Origin of the sequence: Streptomyces sp. NBC_01498 (assembly GCF_036327775.1) — a bacterium.
GTDB lineage: Bacteria > Actinomycetota > Actinomycetes > Streptomycetales > Streptomycetaceae > Streptomyces.
Map to the genome: position 1 here is coordinate 3,340,735 of NZ_CP109598.1, position 24,169 is coordinate 3,364,903.

A 24,169-nucleotide genomic window follows, 5' to 3' on the forward strand; every position below is an offset into this window, starting at 1 on the left:
AATCGTCCCGCCGATGGTCTCTCGCGCCTGCGGCCTGTTCCTGAGAAGTCCCGCCAAGGCCGCTGAACGCCTGACGGCCAGCTCTCGTACCGCCGTCTACCGGGTCGCCCTCCACCACGGCCCGAGCGTGATCGTGAAGCTCTACTCCCGCACCGCACGCCGGAACGCCCTCACCGAAGCCACGGCGATACGTGCGGTCTCAGCTGCCGTGCCCGTACCGAGGGTGCTCGGTTACGGCACTACCTCCACCACCGGCGCCACCGCCTTGATCACCTCGGACTTGGGCCCGGACACCCTCGGCTCTGCCGTTCGCTCGGGCAGCGTCCCGCGCCTCCAAGCGCTGAGGGACCTCGGCACGCTCCTCGGCCGCGTGCACGAGGCACCGGTCACCACCGCGGCCCCTCAGCGCCAAGCGGTCGAAACGGTTGCCTCCCTGAGTCGCCATTGCCCGCCCGACGTACTCGACCGGCTCGCCCCCGCCCTTGCCATCATCACCGGCACACCAGACGAGGCGTCCGCCGTGTGGTGCCACGGTGACCCCCACCTCGACAACGTGGTCCTCGCCGGCACCCGGCAGACCCGTCACCTGGTCGACTTCACCGACGCCGCCCCTAGGCGCCGCGAGGCGGACCTGGCACACGCTCTCGTCATGACCGACGCCCACGCACAGTGGGACCGGCACGCCATCCTCGGCGCCTATCCCCACGCCGTGAGTGACACCCACCTCGCAGCGTGGTCGGCCTTCGTCACGGTGAGCTGCTGGACCCACGCCAGCCCCGGCAGCAACCGGACCATCTGGTCAGACCGATTGGCCGAGCTGTCCCGCCGGACGCCACACCTCTTCCGGCCCCACACGGGGCACTCCCACGCACCGAACGCGAGAAGGAGAGCACGATGACCAGCCGCGCCCCCGGCCTGACGGTAGTTATCCCCGCCCACAACGAAGCCGCCTACCTGCCGCGCTACCTGCCGACCGTCCTCGCCTCCCTCGCGCAGTGGGAGGCCGCGAGCGGTGAGCAAGGGGAGGTGATTGTGGTCGACAACGCCTCCACCGATGCCACCGCCGACATGGCAGCCTCATTCGGGGTCCGCGTGATCAGCGAGCCTGTCCGCAGGATCGGCCGGGTACGCAACGCCGGTGCGACCGCTGCTCGCAGCCCTCGGCTGTTCTTCACCGACGCCGATGTCGCCTTGCCCATCGAGGCAATCAGCGCGGCAGCATCCGCGTTGGACGCCGGAGCCGTCGGCGGAGCGATCCCACCGCTCTACACGCCGGACCGCCTCGGGGCACGGCTGCTGTGCGCTTACTGGGACCACTACCGCGCCCGCCACGGTGGCGCACAGGGGGTCGCCCAGTTCGCCACCGCCGCCGCGTTCAAGACGATCGGTGGCTACCGCGAAGACCTACTCATGAGCGAGGACGTCGACTTCTTCGCCCGCCTGACCAGCCACGGCCGCGCCACCAACGCACCGGTCAAGATCCTGGACGACCTGCGCGTACGCCCCTCCACCCGCCGCTACGACCAGTGGTCGAGCCTCCGGATGCTGTGGTGGCAGAACCCCGTCACCGCCCGTCTCAGGCTCAGGTCCCCGCGCATGTGGCGCCACTGGTACGAGACCACCGTCCGATGAACCAGGAGCCCCGGATGAACGCCCCAACCGCCCTCGCCCACACCTCCGCACAGCCAATCGCCCTGCCGGTGCCGGACGCGACAGGGATCTACACGTTCCCCGACGACCTCGACCACGCCCACCACCAGTGGACCCACCAGCTCCTCACCCGTCACCGCGCCCGCGACCACCAGGTCATCGAGCTGATGGCCCCGCACAGCGGCCAACCCCACTTCATCAAGCTGCGCCGCCCTGTCGGCCGTCCCGTCCTCGCGCTCGAACCGCACCACGACGACTTCACGCTCTCGGCTGCCGGCACCTTCCTCGCCCGCCCCCGCCCACTCACCGTCGCCACGGTCTTCACCCGCTCCACCAGCGTCCACCCGTCCCTGGAATACGCCTACAGCACCGAGTCCGCCGTCTCCCACCTGCGGGACCGCGAAGGCGCCGCCGCCCTGGCCCCGCTCGGAGCGACCCGCCTCGCCCTCGGCCACAAGGACGCGGAACCTCCGTACCGCCCATACGGCCAAGGCCGCCTCGACCAGATCACAGAGCAACTCCGCTCGATCGTCGCCGCCCACCCGGACGCCGAACTCCTCGCCCCCGCCGCCGTCACCCGCCACCCCGACCACCTGCTCGTACACGAGGCCGCAGTCCGCCTCGGATGCCGGTGGTTCTGGGAGGACCTGGCGTTCTGGCCCACCTATGCGCTCGCGGGCTGCGACCAGCACCTCTTCCGCTCCCGTGCGCGGGCGGAGCTCGTACCCTCGCTGGTCGACATCACTTCGGTAGTTCTCGACAAGTGCACCGTCCTGCGGATGCACGGCTCGCAGATGTACCCGGCCCGAAAGATGTACCGGCCGATCCGGCACGCCTGGACCGTCGCCGCCGACCGTCTGGGCAGTTCCGGCACGTACGCGGAGCGCTTCTACCGGACGGAGTCGCTGTGAAGGTCATCGCGGTCGAAGGACCCTCGTACGCGGGAAAGTCGACGGCGATACGTCACCTGCGCAGGCACGGCTACGAGGGCCGGGCCTACATCGCGGACTGCTACGTCAAGCAGATCGGAAGCCGGGACGCCATACCCCCGGCTCGCACCGCGTCCGCCACCGAACAGGTCGCCGCTTTTGAGACGTTCATGGCTGTCGAAGAGACCCGCGTCCGCACGGCACTCGCCGCCGCGAAGCCTTTCGTGATCCTCGACCGCTCCGTGGACACTCTCCTCGCCCACGCCCATGCCCTCGACACCTTGTTCGGCTTCGCCGTCCAGCACCGGCTACGCGACCGGCTCCAGGTGCTCCCCCACCTGCGCCCCGACCACACGGTCTACCTCGACGTACCCGCCGAAGTGCTTCGCCTGCGTCGAAAGACCGCCGGCCACACGGCCACCGAGCCCGACTACTTCCTGCACGAGCCCGCCTTCCTCACTCACACCCGCGACTACTTCCTGGCCCGCGCACATCCTCCCGTGTCCCGAGAGGTCACCGTGATCCCTGCCGACACCAGCCGGGACGACATCGCTCGCACGGTGGAAGCCCTCGTCTCGCTCTGGACCAGGTGACCCGCCCATGCCCACTGCCCTCTTCGCCTGGCGACGCACCCCGCCACCGCTTCTCATCGGCGGTGCCGAAGTCACCCAGCAGCTACTGGCCGAAGAACTCGCCGCCGCAGGCTGGCAGGTCGTCTACCTGGGGTCACACCAGGCCCCCTGGGATCAGAGCACGCAACTCCCCCAGTTGCGGGACCTGCTCGACGCACGCCGGTCTCCGTACGTGAAGGCCAAGGGAGCGCTCCGCTACCGCTGGAACGGAGTGGACTGCATCGCCGTACCGCAGCATCAGATCGCCGCCACCCTTCACGAGCAGTTGGCCGGCCTGCATCCCGATGTCGTGTTCACCTCTCAAGAGGGTGCGGCCGACCTCGCCGAGCAGGCCCGGCCCGCTGCGCTCGTCGCAGGCATCCTGCACTCCGTATCGAAGACCGGCCTTGGGGTCCTGGCCGGACGACCTCAATACGGCTTGGCCGTATCGGAGTTCGTACTCGGCCGAGCGCCCAAACACCACGACACGCGTCTCGCCGTCTTCCACCCGCCGTTCGTACAGCCCCCGCGGAGTACGAACACGCTGCGGACCGAGTCGGTCCTGATGGTCAACCCCATCCCAGCGAAGGGTTCCGACCTCCTGCACAAGGTCATCCGCCTGATGCCCGACCAGCACTTCACGCTGGTCGAAGGCTGGTGGAACACCGCCGACGAGTTCGCCGCCCACCCGAACGTGAACTACGTCCCCCGCACCTACGACATGGACACCCTCTACCAAGGCCACCGCCTGCTGCTGGTGCCGTCCACAGTGGAGGACGCGTTCCCCCGGGTGATCGTCGAAGCCGCGCTGCACGGCACACCCAGCATCGGCAGCGACAGGGGCGGCATCCCGGAAGCCATCGGCCCACACGGAATCGTCCTCCCCCACACTGCGGGTCCACGGGCCTGGGCAAACGCCATCAACGCCGCCGACCACCACGCCCTCGGTAAGCAGGCCCGAGGCCACACAGCGCGGCTCACGCGCCCCAGGCTGCCCGAACTCGAAGCGCTCGGGATCTACCCTGCGGCGAACGCGTCCTCGACCTGATCGAGTCGTTCCGTCCACCAGTGCAGCAACGCCTCATCCGCCGTGAAGAGTTCGTCGAACGAGAAGTCACCGCGGTCGTAGTGGAACTCCAGCTGCCAGAAGTCCGTCATTCGCTTCCACCACAGCCGCCGCACACCATCCAGCAACGCCGACGTCTCCAGCGGAACCACGGAACGGTAGCCACGGACGAACGCCGACACTCGCGGGAGGTCGAACACCCCGTCCACACCGAACTGCACCTGGGCCGTCCGCACGACCTCTTCGGCGTACGGACGGACGCCGACACGGTCCCAGTCGAGGATGGCGGCCAGCTTTCCGCCCTCCCACAGCAGATTCCGATACTGGACATCACCGTGCGTCCACCCGTGCCTGCCCGCAGGCACCTCGTCCCGCGGCCGACGATCGGCGTGATTGCCAATCAGCACACGTCGCTGCTCCAGGGCGGCCATCGCCGCCATATCGAAGGCAGTGCCGGGACCCTTGTTTCCCACCGCTCCGGACAATCGCTCGGCCTTTGCCACTGCCCGCTCCGGCGTCGTCACCTCGGCGGGCACCGTCTCCGGCACTGCAGTCAGCAGACCTTTGCCGCAGGCCCGATCGAGCCCCTCGTGGAGGCGCCCCAGGTGCACTCCGAGAGAAGCGGCCTGGGAGAGGCTGAGGTCCACACCACGGAGATGGCTGCCGGTCACCCACGGGAAGAGGCACCAGACACCGCCGCCAGCCTCTGCCACCAGAGAGCCGAAGGCGGTGGGGACGGGGGCACTTGCCGGGACGCCATCAGAGGCCAGCGAATCCAACACCCCAAGGTTGCGCACCAGCCGATCGAGCGACACGTCGGTGACCCGCTTGAGCGCGAACGCCCCGGCTGCGGTGTCCACCTTCCAGTTCGCGTTCATCAGCCCATCGGGGAGGTAGAACCTCTCCCGCACCTCTTCGAGGCCGAAAGCGCTGATCAACTCGGCGAGGACGCCGGCTTGGATCTCAGTCCTGTCCGTCACGGACGCATCAGTCACGTGAAGGACGATACGCGGGATGGATGGCTCCAGTCACGGTGCTCACGGCTTGCCTTGCTGATGCACTTCCGCTTGGCGTCAAGAAAGGCATGTCCTTTCGTTGGATCCCGAGACAATCAGCCTCCTCCTCCATGAAGCGCATCCCCAATCAGATAAAACAATAAAACTTTCCCTGATTTATTCGATAATCACACACAGCACACGCCCAGGAACCCGACATTTTCGTACCCCTGCGGGCGCACTTCAACTGCCCGATACATCCTTAATCGCAATAAGCGCAAGGTGAGGTATTACTCCAATCGCGTGTTCGAGCAAGTTTTCAATGGCATTGGCAGTACCCGACGTGTCGATATCAATCATCGCCGCCCACCCAGCGGGCTCGTAGCGCGCCAAAATCGACAGCCCAAAGAGAACTGCCCACCATACTAGAAATGGGTGGACGGATTCCGTCATACCGCCCAGAGCGGGAAATACGTACGCGTCACTCGGACCACGATACAGCGTAGCTCGCTCCAGGGCTTCTGCCACTCCCTCCTCGGCTTGCGCGTGAGCCTCAAGGTTCGACGGCAGGTAGATCTGCAGCGAGTCGATACCCCCCTGCTTCTGCCACTGAATAACATCAGGAACGTCAGGAGTATTGGACCAGCCACTCAACGATGGGTAATGCGCCAGAAAATCCTTTAGCGCAGACGCATCTACATCAGCAGCAGATTTCACTTCTGGGGGTATCGGCATCAAAGAAACCCGGCACCAACGTTTGCCATTTCGGTGCACCAACGCACCCGCATGAAAATTGAGTGCAGGAAACGCGCGAACGCTCGCAAGAGGCACCGACTGCCCTTCTGGAATTAGTGGCCACAATTCACCTAGTGACAATTTACTCTTGGCTGCCAGCGGGGGAACCCCCATTGCGCGGGCAACCCCGATCAAAGAGCCGTTTTCATGAGGGACGACCTGCACACAATCGAGCCCATTTCGTACGTCGAGGTTTTTTGTGCCAATGCCATGCCCTTTAACCAACCAATCTTCCCCAGAAAGGGCGCTAGACGCAGCTGAGATCGCTCGACCGAACTGCGATAGTGAATAAAAGATCTGCACGGGCCGAGTGGCTGGGCCCGCAGACTCTGCGGCCTCCATAAACTGTTGCGCCTGCTCCAGAGCTGCAGTGAACACAGCCGACCGGTCAGGGTTGGTTCGCCCAGGCCCAACAACCCCCGTACGTAGCCCACGGAGGTCTCGCCAAACTTCTCGGCGTGAAGGCAGTGAAAGGTCTCTCCATGTGGCCATGAGCTCCTCATATTCAGTGATCGAAGTTAACCAGCCCGCTCCGGAAAGGCTCTCCAGTCCGCTAGAAAAGAGGATGCTGATCAGAGCTGGGGGATTCAGCAGCAGATCGGACCGTTTCCATGGGGATCAGGTCAATTCGTTCCGGGTCGTACAACCAGTAATACCGACCCTCAATCTCTTGGCGCCCTGTCACTCGAATAGCCATGTTGTCTCGATGGGCGTCCATGGCGAGATCATAATCCTCCGCCTTGAGCCTCACGCGCATCTTCTTTGCGGTGGTGCCCGACAACACGTTAATACGAATCAGTCCAGGACGGCCGAACTGTGGCCGCTCAAGGAGCGTTACCGCACCCACAACCGTAACCCTACGGGGCCGTGTCGTGGCAGCGAGGACATTGCCAGCAGTCTCAAGAATGGGATAGTCAGCTGGCGAAAACTCCATTTTGTGCGACTCGACACGAGCATCGGAAAATAGGTCGGCCGCAACATTCATTTCAATTCCCACCTCAGCACCATCGGAGTCTCTGACGAGATCCCGAACCGCTTGTGTGATCTCGAAACAGAAACCTCTATCCACGCCCTCCAGAAATCCTGCACTAGATCCAGTGTTCGAAAAGTGGTCAACCACCTCCCTCGTCGCTTGGAGGACATCAACCAGACCCCGGGTAATATCACGCCCGGTATGCGTTCCCGTGGACGGGAGCGTGTCCCCTGGGTGCAGCTTCTTTTCCGTAAAAACTTCCTGCGGAGGCACATAGGCAGTCACCACATAACTACCCACCTCAGTTTGCCCCATCAAAACCGACTCCAAGAACGAACGAGCCAGGTGCGCATTGGAATTTCCGTAGTAAGCTAGCCTGGATTTGCGTGATTTTGCAGCAACGGCCATAGATTTACGTGCCGCTGCATGCAAGTCCTCCCCGGCCAGCCACTGGATCGTCCCCTGAAACGTTCTCGCTTCCTTATGAAATTTCATCTCGTCGCCGAGCACGTGCGCAGCTGCAGCTTTCTCCATCAGCGCTCGCAGGCGAGCGCTTCCAAGCTTCCACGCCTGCGCAACGGCCTGAGCAAGTAGCTCCGAGTAGTCTGCAAGATTATCATTTTGAGGAAGAAGCAAACTTGCTGCCCGCTCTCGACCCGCCGGCCTCCAGCGACTGTAAACGCTCTCTTGACCGCCGAATTTCTCCCACCCGGTGATTTCTAGGAGATGTGCAAGTTGCGCATCGTTGAGTCGGGCGGCAATTCCCTCATAACTTGGGGAAATCATGGAGCCCCTCCCTGCCCAATTCTCTCCATGATCTTACACAGCGCCACGTCATCAAATATTTGCGCAGTCGAGACTCTAATGGAGGATGAATCTCCACCCGTCGGAGCCACGCCCGTAACGCTTCGCCAGTAAGCACAATGCCTCAGGGAAAGGTAGTCATGACTCGCCTCGACCCAACCAGCAAATTCTTTAGGAACAATCATCGCCACAAGTATTCGATGAACGGCGACCGGAGTGCGAGCCATCATTGCAAGTCTGTCATTTTTCAAGTTTACAGAAACGAATCCATTGGAAGGATTGGGGGCGGAAGTCCAAGTGCTCTTGAGCTGAATCTTCAAGTCGATCTGGCAGTCAACTACATGGGCTGATGACGAATGAGTCAGCTGCCAGTCGATCCCATCGTCTGGCTCTGGCTTCGCCATCGTGCATCCAGACGCTGCCGCCACCGCCCTGAGGTAGCTGTCCTGGAGCATCTCCATCCGGTCCTTCTGCCTCAGGTCTCCGCGCAACGGCTCGGCTGGCCTGGGCTCACTCACGCTCAACATCCGTGCAGCTCTCCCCCTGATCTACAAGGCCCTCACCGTAAGCCGCCGTTCGGCTCATGGGTAGAGGGTGCGGCACTGTGCGTGTCCACGCTGTTACCCCATCGCTTGTGCGGAGAGCCCTGACAGAGCCTCGGTAGCTTCCGAGGCTCAGCCTGCGCAAGACGAGCATCAGATGAAGTGGCTGATGACGATCAACGCGGGAGGGAAGGAGGGTCCGCAAGAGCTGAGCCCTGCCGACTGCACGGTCAAACCGCCGAAGCCATCTGGAGGCGCGTTCAGGTCCTGATCAACAAGGCATCCAGGGTGGCGACACCGGCCAAGCATTCAGCTGGTCGGCTAACCTCGATCTTTCGTGACGGTCCGTCGGTTTCTCCGGTGGGCTGTTTCGGCTGTCCGGGCTGGTGGAGGTCAGGCTGATGGCCCGGCTATCGCGTCGGGTGGGCGCCGGGTTCCACGGCTCCGGTGGGTGGCATCGCTCGCAGGGACGGGAACGTGCTGGTCATCCGGGGTTCGGGAGCGCGTCGAGCCTGTGGATCGCGCTGGTGATCACGTCGGTCCAGGGCCAGTGGCGGGCGAATCTCAGGTGCCGGCGGCGGGCGGTGGTAACGAGCTGGGCGGCGGCGGAGAAGAGGCGGAGCCGGAGTCGGCGGGGCTCCCAGAGCCGAGGCTTGCCGGTCAGCGCGAGCATCGGCATCCACGGGAGCAAGTCGAGGGCGATCTGAACGATCTCCAGCCAGACATGGTTCTGTGCGGTGTCGTGCAGGGGCAGGTTCCGCAGGCCGGTGGCGCGGGCGGCCCGGATGCGGTCCTCGGCCCGGGCCCGCTGCCGGTGACGCAGTTCGAGTGCGGCGATTAGGACATGGGTGGTGTTGGTGGCGAACGCGGTGAGTCGCAGCCCGTCGGCATCGGTGATCCGCAACTGGGCTCCGGGGTGCGGCCGTTCCTTGCGGACGATCAGACGTATCCCTTTCGGCCAGCCGGTCAGGAAGTCGCCGGACAGCTCGGCGGCCCAGGCGCCGTCGCGGATCTCGCCGCCGGGTTCGACGGCGGGCGTCCAGGCGGACGGCGGCACCATCAGCACAGCCTGGTGGATCTGCTCGGTGATGGTCATGCCGACCGAGTACGACAGCCACCGCGTTCCCACGGCAGCCCCCACCAAAGATCAGAATCGTTGGCCAGAGTAGTGGCGGCCGACCTGGCGACGCAGATTAGAGTCCTTCAAACAGTCAAGGCGTCCGGAGACGGGGCTGCACTACTTCCGTGCTTCGGTCGCGAGTGTGCGGGGTTCGCCCGCAGTCCCGGGCCAGGAGGACATGTGCAACGCGGCGAAGTCTGGTGGGTCGAGTTCGACGAGCGGCGGCCGGTCGTACTCCTGTCGGGAGACGAGGCGCGCGGGTTCCGGGCGATGCAGGTCGTCGCTCCGGCTGACGTCGACATCAGCGCTCTGGGAGTCGAAGTGGCAGTAGGAGCTACGGAAGGACTGCCCGTCGAAGGCGTGCTGCGGTTCGGCTTCTCGCATCCGGGCTTCACCCCTTGCACCTGGCTGACCACACTGTCCCGGGACGACCTGATCGTGCAGGCGGGCGTCCTGTCCTCCGCGAAGCTCAGTGCGATTGAGGATGCGCTCCGTCTCAGTGAACAGGAGAAGGAGTGGACCCCAGCTGCGGCCGCGAAGCTCAGCGACATCAGGGATGCGATCCTTCGCGCGAGCACACCGCTCCGTCGCCCCGAACGCGACGTCCCTCGTCGTACCGGCTGAGGTCGCCCGAGCCGCCTTCGTATCCCTCCGTTCACAGGCCAGCCCCATCCCAGCCCTTCTGTGCGGCACACCAAGGTCAGAAGCGGTCAATCCAATCAGCTCCAGAACGGCCCGTAGGTCCAAGTAATCCCTGGCCAGGGCTCTGTGGTGCCCCTGGGCGCCCTTGATTCCCAAGCTCAGAGCGCGAGTTCGATTCTCGTCACCCGCTCCACGACAAACCCCCAGGTCATGACCGGGGGTTGTTTGTTGTCCAGTCCAGGAACCAAGACCTCACCCAGGGCACCCGCCGGTTTCGGTGAAGAGTCGTACATCTGCGGCCGCGACGGTGCCCGGCCGGTCGCTGCGGGCACAACCCCGCCGGTCGGTAGGCGGTGTGCTCACAGGTGGGCGTCCAGGAACTCCCCGAGCGCTGTCCGGGACATCGGACCGCTCCTGGCCGCCATCGCCTCGCCCCGATTGATCAGCACCAAGAAGGGCGCGTCGGTGACGCCGTACCGGCGTACGGGGCCGGGGCACCTTGCGATGTCGGCCCGCACGACGATCAGTCGGTCCTGGTAGGCGTCAGCCACCTCCCGTACGACGGCGTCCATTTCCTTGCACGCTGCCGCGGCCTTGGGCCACACCCCGTGGAAGTACGCGAGCACCGGCACGTCCGCCCTTGCCAGAATGAAATCGAACTCGGCTTCCTCATGGGGCCGTTGGACCCTGTTCACCATCCGGCGCTCCTTGACACTCCACTCGATTCGAGGCAGCGGGTGCCTCCCTGTGTCTCCCGACCGCGACGGCCGTAGCGCCCGTCAGCGGACCCTGCGTGCTCGGGCGGCCTTGCGGGCCTCCGCCATCGTGCGCGCCTCCGCCGCCTTGCGGGATTCCTTCGGCGGGCGGCCCGTGCGGGTGCCCATACCCCGGAACGCCGCGTTGCCGGTCTTCGCCCCGTCCTGCACCGGCGGGCGCTTCGCGCCGGTGATGCTGGTCAGCTTCTCCTCGCCGGAGCGAACCTGAGCGACCGTGGGCCGGATCCCGGCATCCGACATCATCCGGTTCACGTCCCGGCGCTGGCCGGGCGTAACCAGAGTGACCACTCTGCCGGACTCCCCGGCACGCGCGGTGCGCCCGCCGCGGTGGAGGTAGTCCTTGGGGTCGGCGGGCGGATCCACGTTGACGACGAGGTCCAGGTGCTCGATGTCGATGCCACGGGCAGCGACGTTGGTGGCCACCAGCACCGTGATCTCCCCGTCCTTGAACTGGGCCAGCGTGTGCGTACGCTGCGGCTGCGACTTCCCGCTGTGCAGAGCGCCCGCCCGTATGCCGCTGCTCCGCAAGTGGCGGGTGAACTGGTCCACACCGTGCTTGGTGTCCAGGAACATCAGCACCCGCCCGTCCCGGGCCGCGATCTCCGTGGCGGTCACGTACTTGTCGGCGGGATGGACGTTCAGTACGTGGTGCTCCATCGTCGCGACCGAGCCCTCCGCCCGATCGACCCCGGCGAACACCGGCTCACTCAGATACTGCCTGACCAGTTGATCGACGTTGCGGTCGAGCGTCGCGGAGAACAGCATCCGCTGCCCGCCGGGGGGCGTCCGGTCGAGGATCTCCGAGACCTGCGGCAGAAAACCCATGTCGCACATCTGGTCCGCCTCGTCCAGCACCGCGATCCGCACCCGGTCCAGGTGGCAGTCCCGCCGCGCGAGGAGATCCGCCAGCCGTCCCGGCGTCGCCACCACGACCTCGGCACCCGCCCGCAGCGCCGCCACCTGCCGGTTGATCGCCAGCCCGCCGACCACGGTCGCCGAGCGCAGCCCGAGCGCCTCCCCGTAGGGCGCCAGCGCCTCGCTCACCTGCTGCGCGAGTTCCCTTGTCGGCACCAGGACCAGCGCGAGGGGGCGTTTCGGTTCGGCGCGCCGGCCCGCCGTACGTGCGAGGAGCGCCAGCCCGAAGGCGAGGGTCTTTCCCGAGCCGGTCCGCGCGCGGCCGAGGACGTCCCGGCCGGCCAGCGCGCTCGGCAGGGTGGCCGCCTGGATCGGGAACGGCTCCCGTATCCCGAGCTCCGCCAGCACCCCCATCAGTTCGACCGGCAGTTCCAGCTCCTCGAAGGAGCCGACGGGCGGGAGGTCGGACGCCGGCGTGCCCGGCACCGAGAGCTCGCCCTGCGGGGCCCTCCCCTGGCCGGACCTGCCGGGTCCGGAGCGACCGGCGCGATCGGAGGCCGATTGCTTCGCCTTCATTGCGGGTTCCTCGATTCGGCGCCCTGAACGGACCTGGGCCCGTGCCTTGTCCGGCACGGGCCCAGGCTCTCTGCAAGCGTGACTCTCGACCTTACCAGCGCGGGCCTCGCGCCCGCCGTCCCGCGGCCCGGCCGGACGCCCGCCCCGGGGATCGTCACGTGCTGAAGGCCGTAAGCCCCTCGATGTCCGGTGTGCTCTTGCCGAGCGGTACAAGGGTTCCTGCCGAAGGTGGCCGGCCGCTGGACGCGATCGCCCGGCAGCCGGGGGCCATGTCGGGCACGGTCGGGGCTCGGAGGATCGGGGCACGGACGATTCGAGGCACGGACGATTCGGGGCACGGACGATTCGGGGCACGGACGATCGGGGAGTTCGGGAGCGACGTCTCGCGCGTGCACTGATACGTGCCCAGCATGTCCGTGTACGGCGCATACTCGACCCAAGGCCAGGACGCCGATCTACGAGTGAGAACGTGATGGGGCCCTGCCGACGTCCTTGGCGTCGCCATGCCCGCCCCCACCGATAATCCGTAGAACACTTCACATCACTCGGGGAGAACCCATGACCGTGAGCAAGAACATCAACAACCCCGTAGGCATGGGTGGCGGCCAGCGCAAGAGGCTGTCACGCGCCGAGCGGCAGAACAATGGTCCGCACCGCAACCTCGACCGCCAGAGTGCGGCCGACCGGAAAGCTGAGCTGGTGCGCAAGATGCGCGAGAAAGCAGGCGTAGCCGAGGAGGCCGGTCAGACGGACGACGAAACCACACAGAGCTGACGCACCAATGCGGCAGGGCAGCGCCGCACGGGCCAGGGCGCCGATTCGCGGTCCCGACCCCGCTGCCGCGCCGGGGTCTGCGGCCGTACCGAACGTGGCCGCTCCCGCTGAGTTCTCGACCGGCCGACCACCGGCGTCTCGGCCGACCACCGGGGGTCCGACCACCGGGGATGGTGTTCCGTCATGTGCCGGTCAGGACGGTGAACAGCGGACAGCCGGGGCCGAACGAAGCCACTGCGGCACGCTCCCAGGGCCGCGTTTCCCAGGTCAGAGGCGGGCAGGTCTACGCAGCACCGGGTGATTCCGCAAGCTCAGAGCGCGAGTCGCGAGTCGGATGCGGATGCGGATGCGGATGCGGATGCGGATCAGGCCGGGACGCAGACCGAGTGTTCGTGACGGGGAATGCTCTGGTCATGAGCGAAGAAACCGAGCAGTTGGCGAAAGCTCTCATCGAGTTGCGGGAAGCCGAGGGCATCTCCGTGAAGGAGCTTTCGCATCGCACCCAGTTGAGCCAGGCGACCATCAGACTCCACGAGAGTGCTCGCGGACGCCCTCCCCTTCCCTTCGCGGCCCGGCGTTTCGAAGAGGTTCTCGGTTGGGCACCGGGCAGCATCCCGACCGGGTCTCGCGAGACGACGGATCTCGAGCTTCCGCCGGACTCCGGAAGTGTCACTGGGTAAGCCGAGCGGTGAGGACTGATGGCGGCGCGCCGTGTGCCCGGCGAGGGCGTACACCCTTGCCCGGTCCCGAGTAAGGTCGCCGCCTCCGCCGGCGCTCCGCGCCCCGTCAGCTCGTCGCCGCCAAGTAGGCCCGCCAGCCGCCGTACTTGGTGATGTCCTCGGCGCCGGCGCCGAGGGCGGTGGGTTCGCAGAGGAAGCCCGGGGCCAGGGTGCCGTCGGCCAGTTCCAGCTTGCCGATCGTCATGGGCTGGGGCAGTGCGGCGACGAGGGCGCCCAGGCCGGTGGGGGAGAGTTCCCAGATCTCGACCTCGATGCGGGCTCCGTGGGGGACGCGTTCGAGGCCGGGCTTGGGCGGGTCGGTGGGCAGGGCGTGGAGGCGGTAGCGCGGGGCCGTCGTGGTGGTGCGTACGAAGTGGGCTCCGTGGGCGAGGAGTTGGGGGTTGAGGGGCTGGCCGGTGAGGTGGGCGCCGGCTACCGCGATGCGGGTGGTCGGGGTGAGCAGGGCGGCGATCCGGGCCAGGCGTTCGTCGGTGTGCGCGTGGCCGATGAGCATGACGCCGAAGGGGAGTCCGGTGACCGTACCGCCGGGGACGGCTGCCGCTGCCATGCCGAAGAGGTTGGTCGAGTTGGTGAACCGTCCCAGGCGGGCGTTGGCGCCGAGGGGATCGGCGGCGACGTCGGCGAGGGTGGGGTGGCCCGGCGTGGTGGGCAGCAGCAGGGCGTCCGCGTCGCCGAGCGTGGCGAGGGCGCGGGAGCGCAGTTCGGCGAGCCGGGCGCGGTCGGTGAAGAGGCGGTGCGCCGGGATGTCACGGGCTCGGCGGATGATCCCGGCTACGGTCGGGTCGAGGTCCGGCACGTCCATGCCCAGCCCGTCGAGGAACTCCCCCACCGCCGCGTAGCGTTCGGCGACGAACGCCCCGTCGTACAGCAGGGCCGCCGCGTCGAGGAACGGGGCCGGGTCGACGGTACGCAGGAGGGCCCCGGCCGCCTCCAGCCGTGCGGCGGCGGCCCGGTATGCCTCGGCCCAGCCGGGGTCGAGCTCGCCGAGCGCTGCCGGGTCCGGGACCGCGATCCGCCACGGGCCCGGCGCCCGTGCGGGGGCGGCCACGGCCGGACCTGTGACCAGGTGGCCGAGCGCCTGCTCCGCCTCCGGCAGGGTGCGGGCGAAGACGCTGACGCAGTCGAGGCTCGCGCACGCGGGAACGACTCCCTCGGTGGACACCAGGCCGGGCGTGGGCTTGAGGCCCACGATGCCGTTGAAGGCGGCGGGCACCCGCCCGGAGCCCGCGGTGTCCGTCCCGAGGGCGAGGTCGGCCATCCCGAGCGCGACGGCCACGGCGGAGCCGGAGCTGGAGCCGCCGCTGATCCGTGCCGGGTCGACGGCGCCCCGTACGGCCCCGTGGACCGGTGAACGCGTCCCCGTCAGGCCGGTCGCGAACTGGTCGAGATTGGTGGTGCCGAGCACGATCGCGCCTGCCGCCCTGAGGCGGGCCACGGCGGGCGCGTCGTGGTCGGGCGTGTAGGCGTACGCCGGGCAGCCGGCGGTGGTCGGCAGGCCGGCCACGTCGATGTTGCCCTTGACGGCCAGGAGGCGCCCGGCCAGCGGCAGGTGCTCGCCCGCGGCGAGGCGGGCGTCCAGGGTCCGCGCCTCGTTCTCCACCTCGTCACGCGGGCGGAGGTCGATCCAGATCTCGGGCCGGTCGGCACGGGCGATGAGGTCGTGGGCGGCGCGGACACGGAGCACGGCCGGGCCTGGTGCGGTGGTCACGGGGATGACGTGCCTTTCTGTGCGGGAGGGTGGGGGGTGGGTCGGTGGTGACCTTGGTGCGGGAGGGGCCGTGCCGGCCTCGGCGCGGGAGGGTCCGTAGTGACCTGACGGGAGGGTGCGGGCCGACCGGTGCGGCCGGGCTAAGCCGTCCACACGCCCGCGGACCGGAGTCGGGGCGGTCGCCGCCAGCAACCGTGAGGCTGGAACCGTCCTCGCGCCCGCAGCCCGGAGGCCGGGTTCCCGGAGGCCGTACCGTACCGGCACACGGAGCGCGCGCCCGCGCGTCCGTACGGTGCGGCCGGGCGAAGCGGTCCACGCGCCCGCGGACCGGAGTCGGGGCGGTCGCCGCCAGCAACCGTGAGGCTGGAACCGTCCTCGCGCCCGCAGCCCGGAGGCCGGGTTCCCGGAGGCCGTACCGTACTGGCACACGGAGCCCGCGCCCGCGCGTCCGTACGGTGCGGCCGGGCGAAGCGGTCCACACGCCCGCGGACCGGAGTCGGGGCGGTCGCCGCCGGTGGCCGTGAGGCTGGAACCGTCCTCGCGCCCGCAGCCCGGAGGCCGGGTTCCCGGAGGCCGTACCGTACTGGCACACGGAGCCCGCGCCCGCGCGTCCGTACGGTGCGGCCGGGCGGAGCCGTCCACGCGCCCGCGGACCGGAGTCGGGGCGGTCGCCGCCGGTGGCCGTGAGGCTGGAACCGTCCTCACGCCCGCAGCCCGGAGGCCGGGTTCCCGGAGGCCGTACAGGCACACGGAGCGCGTCCCCGCAGCCCGGGGCTTCCGTCGGCGGCCCCGGCACGGACGCCGTCACGTCGCCGGGGCGAGAACGACGAGCGGGGTACCCGGTTCGACCTGGGCGCCCGGGGCGGTGAGGACGTCCAGGACGACGCCGTCCGCCGGGGCCCGGACGCGGGATTCCATCTTCATCGCCTCCAGGGTGAGCAGGTGCTGACCGGCCGCCACCCGGTCGCCCGGCGCCACGGCGACCTGCCAGACGCCGGCCGCGAACTCCGCCTCCACCAGGTGGCCGCCGGGAGGGACGGAGACGGCTGCGGGTGCCTCGGGGGGCGCGGTCGCCCGTTCGGCGCGGGTGAACTCACCGCTCGCCTCCCACGCCTCCCGTTCAGCTCCGAACGCGGCTGCCTGCCGCGCCCGGAAATCGGCGATGGACGCGGCGTTGTCCGCCAGGAAGCGCCGGTGTTCGGCCAGGGAGAAGGTGCCCTCCTCGATGTGCGGGGTGAAGCGGCCCGCCGCCATGTCCGCGCGCAGATCGAGGAGTTCGCCGGCCTCGACGGGGTACCACGTGATGCGGTCGAAGAACCGCAGCAGCCACGGCGAGCCGGGCCGGAAGGCGCCGCGCTGCTGCCAGGTGGACCAGACCTGCGTGGTGCGGCCCACGAACTGGTAGCCGCCGGGGCCCTCCATGCCGTAGACGCAGAGGTAGGCGCCGCCGATACCGACGGAGTTCTCGGCGGTCCAGGTACGGGCCGGGTTGTACTTGGTGGTGACGAGGCGGTGGCGCGGGTCGAGGGGCGTGGCGACGGGGGCGCCGAGGTAGACGTCGCCCAGTCCGAGCACCAGGTACTCGGCGCCGAAGACGGTCCGGTACACGTCCGACACGTCCGCGAGTCCGTTGACACGGCGGATGAACTCGATGTTCCAGGGGCACCAGGGCGCGTCGTCGCGGACGCCCGCCATGTAGCGGGCGATGGCCTCCCGGGTCGCGGGGTCGTCCCACGACAGGGGCAGCCGCACCGTACGGGACGGAACGACGAGCTCCTCGGTGGGCGGCAGGGCCCGTACGACGGCGGTCACCTCGTCCAGCAGCCGGCCCTGGTCGAGCACGTCGGGATCCACGCGGATCTGTAACGAGCGGATGCCCGGGGTCAGGTCCGTGACGCCGGGCAGGCGCGCCGCGGCGACGGCTTCCATCAGGGCGTGGACGCGCAGCCGGAGCGCGAGGTCGAGCTGGAGGGGCCCGAACTCGACGAGCAGGTTGTCGTCGCCGCCGCGCCGGTAGGTGACGTCGTCGTGCCGGGCGAGGACGCCGCCGTCCACGACGGCCGCGCGGTCGGCGGCGACCGGGGCGTGGGGCGCGCGGCGCAGTGCGGCGGCTGTCCTCGGGGTGACGGGCACGAAGCGCACCGTGTCGCCGGGCCTGAGCTGCCCGAGCTTCCAGCGCTGCGCGGTGACGACGGTGGCGGGGCAGACGAAGCCGCCGAGGGAGGGACCGTCGGGGCCGAGCAGCACCGGCATGTCGCCGGTGTAGTCGACGCCGCCCACCGAGTAGGGCGTGTCGTGGATGTTGGAGGGGTGCAGGCCCGCCTCGCCGCCGTCGGTGCGGGCCCAGCGCGGTGCGGGTCCCACCAGGCGTACGCCGGTGCGGGCCGAGTTGAAGTGGACCGTCCAGTCGGCGGCGTGGAAGACGTGGATGTCGTCCTCGGTGAAGAACTCGGGCGCCGCGTGCGGTCCTTCGGTGACGGCGATGTCCCAGGACGTGGTGAGGACGGGCCGCCGCGCGTGCGGCACCGGCGCGGTACCGGCGGTGCGGGCCTCGCCGCCGTGCAGGACGTCCCCGGTACGCAGGGTCCGGCCGCCGTGTCCGCCGAACCGCCCCAGGGTGAACGTGGCGGCGCTGCCGAGGTACGCCGGCACGTCGAGACCGCCCGCGACCAGGACGTACGTGCGCAGCCCGGCCTCGCGCGGAGTGCCCACGGCGAGGACGGCCCCGGCGGACAGGGTGAGCGGCTGCCACTGCGGGGCGGGCGCGCCGTCCACGGTGATCTCGCAGGGGGCGCCCGTGACACACACCGTGGTGCGGTGGCTGAAGCGCAGGCTCGGGCCCTGGAGCGTGCATTCGAGGCCGGGTGCCCCCTCGTCGTTGCCGAGCGCCCGATTGCCGAGGCGGAACGACAGGTCGTCCATGGGACCGCTGGGCGGGATGCCCACCTGCCAGTGGCCGGTGCGGCCGGGCCAGTCCTGGACCGTGGTGTGGGTGCCGCCGGTGAGGACGTCGACGCGCCGCGCCGGGTCGGTGACCGTGCCGAGCGTGGCGGTGGTGTGGCGGGCGGCCGCGACGCCGGGATCGGCGAGTGCGGCGCGTACGAGTCCGAGGTTGGTCTCGATGCCGCTGAGGCGGGTCGCGGCCAGTGCGGCGTCGAGCCGGGCGAGCGCCTCGGCGCGGTCGGCGCCGTGCGCGACGATCTTCGCGAGCAGCGGATCGTAGGCGGTGGTGATCTCCGTGCCGGACTCCACCCAGGTGTCGACGCGGACGTCCGGAGGCAGGACGACCTCGGTGAGCAGCCCGGCGCTCGGGCGGTGGTCCTTGGCCGGGTCCTCCGCGTACAGGCGGGCCTCCACGGCGTGGCCGCGCGGCGGGCCCGGTTCGCGGACCACCCCGGTGTCGCCCCGCGCCAGCCGCAGCATCCACTCGACCAGGTCGACTCCGTGGACCGCCTCGGTGACCGGGTGCTCCACCTGGAGCCGTGTGTTGACCTCCAGGAAGTACGCCTCGTCCGCCGCCGCGTCGTACACGAACTCCACGGTGCCCGCCGAGCGGTAGCCGACGGAGGCGCACAACTGCCGTGCGGCGTCGGCGAGTCGGGACCGTGTCCCGTCGGGCAGGCCGGGTGCGGGAGCCTCCTCGACGACCTTCTGGTTGCGGCGCTGAAGGGAGCAGTCCCGGTCCCCGAGGGTGACGACGTGTCCCTGGCCGTCGCCGAAGACCTGTACCTCGATGTGGCGCGCGTGCTCGACGAGCCGTTCGAGGAAGACGCCGGCCGTGGCGAACGACGCGGCGGCCACCCGCTGGACCCGGTCCCAGGCGTCGGCCAGTTCCCCGGGGGTGCGGCAGGCGCTCATGCCGATGCCGCCTCCGCCGCCGGTCGCCTTCAGCATGACGGGGTAGCCGATGCGCCCGGCCGCCGCCAGGGCGTCGTCCACGCGGGCGAGCAGTCCGGTGCCGGGCGCGGGCGGGACACCGGCGGCCTCGGCGGCGGCCCGTGCGGTGTGTTTGGTGCCGAAGAGATCGAGGTGCTCGGGCGCGGGTCCCACGAAGGCGATGCCGGCGGCCTCGCACCGGCGGGCGAACGCGGCGTCCTCGGACAGGAACCCGTAACCCGGGTGGACGGCACCGGCGCCGCTGTCCTTCGCGGCGCGCAGCACCAGGTCCGCGTCGAGGTAGGACTCCTTGGCGGGGGCGGGTCCCAGGCGTAACGCCTCGTCGGCGAGGCGTACGTGCGCGCTGCCCCGGTCGGGGTCGGAGAAGACCGCCACCGTGCGCAGGCCCATGCGCCGGGCCGAGCGGATGACGCGTACGGCGATCTCGCCCCGGTTGGCCACGAGGACCGTGTCGAAGGTCATGCCGCTCCCCCGGTGGCACCGGCGACGGGAGGCGGGGTGCTGACGGTGATCTCCGCGGCGGGCGGGGCACTGACGGTGATCTCCACGGCGGTCGGGGTGAACCCGTTGCAGGGGTTGTTGATCTGGGGGCAGTTGGAGACCAGTACGAGTACGTCGGTGTCGGCCCGCAGGACCACGCGCAGGCCGGGCGCCGAGATGCCGTCGACGATGCCGAGCGTGCCGTCCTCCTCGACGGGCACGTTCATGTACCAGTTGACGTTGCTGACCAGGTCGCGCTTGCCGAGCCCGTAACGGGCGCCTTCGATGAGGAAGTTGTCGACGCAGGCGTGCTGCGGGTACGTGTGGTGGCCGTAGCGCAGGGTGTTGGACTCCTTGGAGCAGGCACCGCCCAGGGTGTCGTGGCGCCCGCAGGTGTCCTCGACCACGGTCATCAGCGGCGTGTGCTCGTTCGACATCAGCCTGGAGCCGGTGGTGAGGAAGACGTTTCCCCGCGCCTGGATCGTGTCGGGCGCGCTGTAGCGCACGGCGGTGTCGTGGGCGTCGTACACGAGGAAGTCGACGGCCTGGTTGCCGTGCAGGTCGGTGAGGGTGAGCAGGTCGCCGGAGCGTACGACGGCGGACCAGGGCGCGCGCGGCGGCACCACGGTGCTCGTCCGCACCTCGGCGGGGAGGGCGGTCACCGGTGTCATGCGAGCCCCCCGGCGGCGAGAAGAGCGGTGGTGTTGAGGAAGGCGCGGCGTGCTTCGGGGGTGGCGTCCCAGAGCGCGTCGCCCTGTTGGGTGGGACGGGCGGGCCAGGCGAGCACTTCGAGCGGGCCGCAGGTGTAGCGGGGGCGCGGGTCGCAGGGGTGCGGCACGTTGGCGAGGAGGACGACGACGTCCTGCTCGGCGCGCAGGGTCACCGAGGCGCCGGGACCGGCGGAGCCGGTGAACTCCACGGCACCGTCGTCCGCCACCCGGACACCCTGGAAGAAGGAGACGGACGGCGGCAGGTCGCGGGGGCCCAGGCCGTTCTTGAGGCCGGCGAGCGTGAGCAGTTCGCGCCCCGCGGGGGTGGCCGAGTGCGGTGAACCGTCCCCGTAGCGCTCGGTGTTGCGCCGGAGGGTGGAGGTGCCGCACAGGGCGTCGTGGCGTCCCGAGGTGTCGGCGACCACCGAGGCCAGCACCCGGCCCTGGTCGGACAGGAGCAGCCGTCCCTCCCCGAGGTAGGCGTTCCACTGCACTTTCACGGTGTCGGCCGCGTTCAGGCGCTCCCACGGCCGTCCGGCCGCGTACAGCAGCAGGTGTACGCACGCCTCTCCGCCCACATCCGTCAGGCGCAGTTCGGTGCCCCGGGCAAGGACCTGGTGGGTGTAGGAGCCACCGGCGACGGTCTCGGCCCAGACCAGGGGTCCGGCCTCGCGTGGCGGATCGGGCCAGTCCGTCGCGGGCACCACCGGCATGGCCTCGGCGCGCCGCCCCTCCGGTGAGCGGGCGTGGGCGCCTTCCTGTGAGCGGGCGTGAGCGCTCTCCTGTGAACGGGCGTGGGCGCGCGCCTCGTGTGTGGTGCCTGTCGCGTGTGTGGTGCCTGTCGCCATCACTCGACCTCCGGCCGTCCGGGCTCTACTCGCTCTTTTCTGTCGTGCGACAGAAATTAGGGCCGGGTGGATTCCGGGCGGTTGCGTGGGCATTGCGGCCCTGTTACCGCGCCCTCACCGGACGCTCGTCGGCACCGGGTCCTGTGCGGCGGATCGTCGTGGGCCCGGAGCGCCCGGCACGGCATCTCGCGTTGCGGTCGGAGCTGCCCGAGTACGCCCGGTACGAAGGCGGTCCGCCGCCTCGCGACGCACCGCACCAGACGCCCCGGGCTGATCCACGATCCGCCGGACAGGGCCAGGCGGCCCGGCCGCGCGAAAGGCGGCCTGTGCGAGGATCGGCCCATGGACGTCCCGGCAACGGCCCTCGACGCGCGGCGTGATGCCCCGCCCCCGGTGCGGGGCACCCGCCGTGCGGGCCGACCGCGCGCCGCCCCGCTGCCGGCGAGCGGCCTGTCCCCCCGAGAGGAACTCCTCGCCGCGGCAGCCGAGTTGTTCACCCGGCACGGGTACGCCGCCACGACCACGCGGGCGGTGGCGGAGCGGGCCGGGATGCGGCAGGCGACGATGTACCACTACGTCGGCGGCAAACAGGACCTGCTCGCCGAGCTGTTGGAGGGCACCGTCACCCCGTCCCTGGCCCTCGCGGGCCGCCTGCTCGGCGACGCCGCACAGGTGCCGGCCGAGGCGCGGCTGTGGTATCTGTGCAGGTCGGACGTGACCCTGCTGTGCGCGGGGCCGCACAACCTCGGCGCCCTGTACCTGCTTCCCGAGGTCCGCGGCGAGCGCTTCACCGGCTTCCACGAGGCCCGGCACCGCCTCAAGGACGCGTACGCGCAACTGCTCGCGTCCACCGGTGTGTGCGAGGCGTCGGGCGATCCCCACTCGCCTGATGCCCACTCGCTGCGCACGGACCTCGTGTTCGGTCTCATCGAGGGCGTCATCCTCGTCCACCGCTCCGCGCCGACGCGCCGGGTGGAGACCTTCGCCTCGGCGGCGGCGGACGCGGCGCTGCGCGTCGCCGGGGTACCCGACGACGCGCTCCCGGCGGTGCGGGAGGCGGCTGCGGAGCTCGCGGGACTGGCGGAACTGGCGGAACTCGCGTGAGGACGGCGCGGCGTCCGGCCTCCTGACCGGCGGTACGGCGAGGGGACGCCCCCGTGGCGGGAACGCTTCCGTGGCGGGGGCGGCGACGGGCCCGGCGGAGGCGCGGGTGGGCGGCGCGGACACCTTCAGGTCGACTGCCTCCACCTGCCCGGGGCGGCGGCGGGTCCGCCGTCACGACCGGCGGGCCACGCGCGGCACGACCGTCGCGACCGTCGCGACCAGGACCAGTACCAGGACCATGAACCGGCGGACGTACCGGGAGGCCGCAGACCGGTCCCAGCCGACCGACCGACCGGCTGACCGGCTGACCGGCCGAGAAGGACTCGCAGATGGTCGCGGGCGGCACGGGCGTCGACGGGCGGCACGGGCGTCGGTGGCCATGGCCACCGAGGCGGTCGTCAGCTCCGACCCGTGTCCGCCGTCGGCCCCGTGCGACGCGGATCGAACCGCAGGCGGGGACCCGCGGCGCGGCCATGCCTCCCGTCTCCCGCCGGGCGCGCGAGAAAGCCGCCCTTCGGGCGAACTGCCCCTGCACCGTCTCGTGAGCGGCCCCGACCAGATGCCAATCGCACGGTCCGGAACAGAAGCACACACTCAGTGTTTTGGCGTCGCCTTCTTCTGCCGTGCGCGCTCCTCGGACTCCTGCATCTCCAGGATCCGGAAGACGTGGTCGCTTGCTCGCTTGCGTGCGCTTCCGCTGGTGAACAGTGCCGCGCCCGCGACGGCCGGTGGTACGGCAAGGAATCCGAGCCCGAGCAGTTCCGGCCAGTCGCGCTCGACGCTGCACAGTTTCGCGGCGCCTTCGCTGTACGAGCTGCTCTCGCTGTCGTAGAACACCGGCGCCTCGCACGCGATTTCATCGTGGTAGTTGTGCACGGTGAACGGGATCAGCAGCAGGTAGCCCAGCCAGAGGAACAGTGCCGCTGACACCGCCATCAGGCCGACGCCCCAACTCTGTTGCCGTCCGGCCCAGTGGTCGAATTCCTGGCGGGCTGGCCACTGCATGAAGAATCCCCCGTTGGTCGTCCGGCTTGCTCGTTCCGCCGAGATCGTACGTGTCTCGCACGCAGTGCCTGGAGGGATATTTCGCCGGCCCGTCGGCACGGGACGGCGGGTCCAGCTCATGGCCTCACTCGCTCATCCGTCCGGTGGATCCCGGTGGATCCCGAGGACCGGTGTGCCGACCTCCGGACCGATCACGTGTACGGCCCGGCGATGGACGGCGGGCAGGGCGACGAGGGTGCCGACCACGGCGAGAGCGACGAGGGTGATCAGGGCGACAAGGGTGGTCAGGCCGGTCGCATCCGGGGCGGGGCGCCGGGGCGGCGGAGGTCCGTGCCCGGCCGCGAAGGTGTGGCCGGGTGGGCGAAAGGCCAGGGCGTGCTGTTGTCCCGTATGCGAGAGATGATCGGAGCATGAGAGGCGATGATCCGCTGGTGCTCGGCGCGGAGCCGGGCCCCCGGGCCTGTGAGGAGGCGGTGACGAGGGCAGCCGTGTCGGTGGCGGTGACGGGGGGCGGCCGTGTCGGTGGCGGTGACAGGGGCGGCCGTGTCGGTGACGGCGCCTGGCCGGCG

General features: G+C 69.5%; 19 protein-coding genes and 1 pseudogene. 8 read left to right on the top strand and 12 right to left on the bottom strand.

The genetic code is table 11. The features are described from left to right. Positions 1–13 precede the first annotated feature (13 nt). From OG875_RS14185 to OG875_RS14205, 5 genes are read left to right on the top strand one after another with little or no spacing between them, the layout of a single operon-like run. Positions 14–898 (top strand): phosphotransferase family protein, encoded by an 885-nt coding sequence (locus OG875_RS14185; RefSeq protein ID WP_330174590.1) that lies wholly within the window; start codon positions 14–16, stop codon positions 896–898. Then, entirely contained in the window at positions 895–1,632 is a 738-nt protein-coding gene (locus tag OG875_RS14190; RefSeq protein WP_330174591.1) for a glycosyltransferase, read from the top strand. Before OG875_RS14185 ends, OG875_RS14190 begins: the two co-directional genes overlap by 4 nt. A gap of 14 nt (positions 1,633–1,646) precedes the next feature. Then, the gene (locus tag OG875_RS14195) at positions 1,647–2,561 is read left to right on the top strand and encodes a PIG-L deacetylase family protein (protein ID WP_330174592.1); all 915 of its coding nucleotides are present in this window, start codon (positions 1,647–1,649) and stop codon (positions 2,559–2,561) included. After that, on the top strand, positions 2,558–3,172 hold the full coding sequence (locus tag OG875_RS14200; protein WP_330174593.1) for a dTMP kinase: 615 nt from the start codon (positions 2,558–2,560) through the stop codon (positions 3,170–3,172). Before OG875_RS14195 ends, OG875_RS14200 begins: the two co-directional genes overlap by 4 nt. Positions 3,173–3,179: 7 nt before the next feature. Continuing rightward, positions 3,180–4,238: a glycosyltransferase gene (locus tag OG875_RS14205; RefSeq protein ID WP_330174594.1), complete on the top strand. Its 1,059-nt coding sequence runs from the start codon at positions 3,180–3,182 to the stop codon at positions 4,236–4,238. Here OG875_RS14205 and OG875_RS14210 read toward each other — a convergent pair. From OG875_RS14210 to OG875_RS14230, 5 genes and pseudogenes are all read right to left on the bottom strand, one after another. Next, positions 4,208–5,251, bottom strand: a complete 1,044-nt coding sequence (locus OG875_RS14210; RefSeq protein ID WP_330174595.1) for a phosphotransferase — start codon at positions 5,249–5,251, stop codon at positions 4,208–4,210. The two genes, OG875_RS14205 and OG875_RS14210, sit on opposite strands and share 31 nt — an antisense overlap. 243 nt (positions 5,252–5,494) lie before the next feature. Further along, complete coding sequence (locus tag OG875_RS14215) at positions 5,495–6,538, bottom strand: YaaC family protein (RefSeq protein WP_330174596.1); 1,044 nt, start codon at positions 6,536–6,538, stop codon at positions 5,495–5,497. A 61-nt stretch (positions 6,539–6,599) separates the two neighbouring features. Continuing rightward, a complete protein-coding gene (locus OG875_RS14220; RefSeq protein ID WP_330174597.1) occupies positions 6,600–7,805 on the bottom strand; it encodes a hypothetical protein in 1,206 nt (401 codons plus the stop codon). Beyond that, entirely contained in the window at positions 7,802–8,278 is a 477-nt protein-coding gene (locus OG875_RS14225; RefSeq protein ID WP_330174598.1) for a DUF4365 domain-containing protein, read from the bottom strand. Before OG875_RS14225 ends, OG875_RS14220 begins: the two co-directional genes overlap by 4 nt. Before the next feature lie 571 nt (positions 8,279–8,849). Further along, positions 8,850–9,485 (bottom strand): annotated as a pseudogene (locus tag OG875_RS14230) (transposase); the annotation flags it as partial. A 180-nt stretch (positions 9,486–9,665) separates the two neighbouring features. On the opposite strand from OG875_RS14230, the gene OG875_RS14235 reads away from it, so the two are divergent. Further along, positions 9,666–10,109, top strand: a complete 444-nt coding sequence (locus tag OG875_RS14235; protein ID WP_330174599.1) for a type II toxin-antitoxin system PemK/MazF family toxin — start codon at positions 9,666–9,668, stop codon at positions 10,107–10,109. 377 nt (positions 10,110–10,486) lie between these two features. Here the strand turns inward: OG875_RS14235 and OG875_RS14240 are convergent, their stop codons facing one another. After that, positions 10,487–10,825: a thioredoxin family protein gene (locus OG875_RS14240; protein WP_330174600.1), complete on the bottom strand. Its 339-nt coding sequence runs from the start codon at positions 10,823–10,825 to the stop codon at positions 10,487–10,489. An 81-nt stretch (positions 10,826–10,906) separates the two neighbouring features. Continuing rightward, positions 10,907–12,334 (bottom strand): DEAD/DEAH box helicase, encoded by a 1,428-nt coding sequence (locus OG875_RS14245; RefSeq protein ID WP_330174601.1) that lies wholly within the window; start codon positions 12,332–12,334, stop codon positions 10,907–10,909. Positions 12,335–12,892: 558 nt separating this feature from the next. Here OG875_RS14245 and OG875_RS14250 point away from each other — a divergent pair. Further along, entirely contained in the window at positions 12,893–13,108 is a 216-nt protein-coding gene (locus tag OG875_RS14250; protein WP_330174602.1) for a DUF6243 family protein, read from the top strand. 786 nt (positions 13,109–13,894) lie between these two features. Here the strand turns inward: OG875_RS14250 and OG875_RS14255 are convergent. The 4 genes from OG875_RS14255 to OG875_RS14270 form a co-directional block, all read right to left on the bottom strand. Then, a complete protein-coding gene (locus OG875_RS14255; RefSeq protein ID WP_330174603.1) occupies positions 13,895–15,556 on the bottom strand; it encodes an allophanate hydrolase in 1,662 nt (553 codons plus the stop codon). A gap of 804 nt (positions 15,557–16,360) precedes the next feature. Next, the gene (uca, locus tag OG875_RS14260; protein ID WP_330174604.1) at positions 16,361–19,915 is read right to left on the bottom strand and encodes an urea carboxylase; all 3,555 of its coding nucleotides are present in this window, start codon (positions 19,913–19,915) and stop codon (positions 16,361–16,363) included. Then, complete coding sequence (locus OG875_RS14265; RefSeq protein ID WP_330174605.1) at positions 19,912–20,604, bottom strand: urea amidolyase associated protein UAAP2; 693 nt, start codon at positions 20,602–20,604, stop codon at positions 19,912–19,914. Before OG875_RS14265 ends, uca begins: the two co-directional genes overlap by 4 nt. Next, complete coding sequence (locus OG875_RS14270; protein ID WP_330174606.1) at positions 20,601–21,491, bottom strand: urea amidolyase associated protein UAAP1; 891 nt, start codon at positions 21,489–21,491, stop codon at positions 20,601–20,603. Before OG875_RS14270 ends, OG875_RS14265 begins: the two co-directional genes overlap by 4 nt. A 342-nt stretch (positions 21,492–21,833) precedes the next feature. Here OG875_RS14270 and OG875_RS14275 point away from each other — a divergent pair, with 342 nt between their 5' ends. After that, positions 21,834–22,595, top strand: coding sequence for a TetR/AcrR family transcriptional regulator (locus OG875_RS14275; protein ID WP_330174607.1), 762 nt, complete (start codon positions 21,834–21,836; stop codon positions 22,593–22,595). Between the two features lie 594 nt (positions 22,596–23,189). Here the strand turns inward: OG875_RS14275 and OG875_RS14280 are convergent. After that, positions 23,190–23,600 (bottom strand): hypothetical protein, encoded by a 411-nt coding sequence (locus OG875_RS14280; protein ID WP_330174608.1) that lies wholly within the window; start codon positions 23,598–23,600, stop codon positions 23,190–23,192. Between the last annotated feature and the right edge of the window lie 569 nt (positions 23,601–24,169).

Coding starts and splice junctions, on each gene's coding strand:
- OG875_RS14190 (WP_330174591.1), top strand. CDS start 895: ATGACCAGCCGCGCCCCCGGCCTGACGGTAGTTATCCCCGCCCACAAC.
- OG875_RS14265 (WP_330174605.1), bottom strand. CDS start 20,604: ATGACACCGGTGACCGCCCTCCCCGCCGAGGTGCGGACGAGCACCGTG.
- OG875_RS14270 (WP_330174606.1), bottom strand. CDS start 21,491: ATGGCGACAGGCACCACACACGCGACAGGCACCACACACGAGGCGCGC.
- OG875_RS14185 (WP_330174590.1), top strand. CDS start 14: ATGGTCTCTCGCGCCTGCGGCCTGTTCCTGAGAAGTCCCGCCAAGGCC.
- OG875_RS14225 (WP_330174598.1), bottom strand. CDS start 8,278: ATGCTCCAGGACAGCTACCTCAGGGCGGTGGCGGCAGCGTCTGGATGC.
- OG875_RS14275 (WP_330174607.1), top strand. CDS start 21,834: ATGGACGTCCCGGCAACGGCCCTCGACGCGCGGCGTGATGCCCCGCCC.
- OG875_RS14280 (WP_330174608.1), bottom strand. CDS start 23,600: ATGCAGTGGCCAGCCCGCCAGGAATTCGACCACTGGGCCGGACGGCAA.
- OG875_RS14250 (WP_330174602.1), top strand. CDS start 12,893: ATGACCGTGAGCAAGAACATCAACAACCCCGTAGGCATGGGTGGCGGC.
- OG875_RS14240 (WP_330174600.1), bottom strand. CDS start 10,825: ATGGTGAACAGGGTCCAACGGCCCCATGAGGAAGCCGAGTTCGATTTC.
- uca (WP_330174604.1), bottom strand. CDS start 19,915: ATGACCTTCGACACGGTCCTCGTGGCCAACCGGGGCGAGATCGCCGTA.
- OG875_RS14195 (WP_330174592.1), top strand. CDS start 1,647: ATGAACGCCCCAACCGCCCTCGCCCACACCTCCGCACAGCCAATCGCC.
- OG875_RS14220 (WP_330174597.1), bottom strand. CDS start 7,805: ATGATTTCCCCAAGTTATGAGGGAATTGCCGCCCGACTCAACGATGCG.
- OG875_RS14205 (WP_330174594.1), top strand. CDS start 3,180: ATGCCCACTGCCCTCTTCGCCTGGCGACGCACCCCGCCACCGCTTCTC.
- OG875_RS14245 (WP_330174601.1), bottom strand. CDS start 12,334: ATGAAGGCGAAGCAATCGGCCTCCGATCGCGCCGGTCGCTCCGGACCC.
- OG875_RS14215 (WP_330174596.1), bottom strand. CDS start 6,538: ATGGCCACATGGAGAGACCTTTCACTGCCTTCACGCCGAGAAGTTTGG.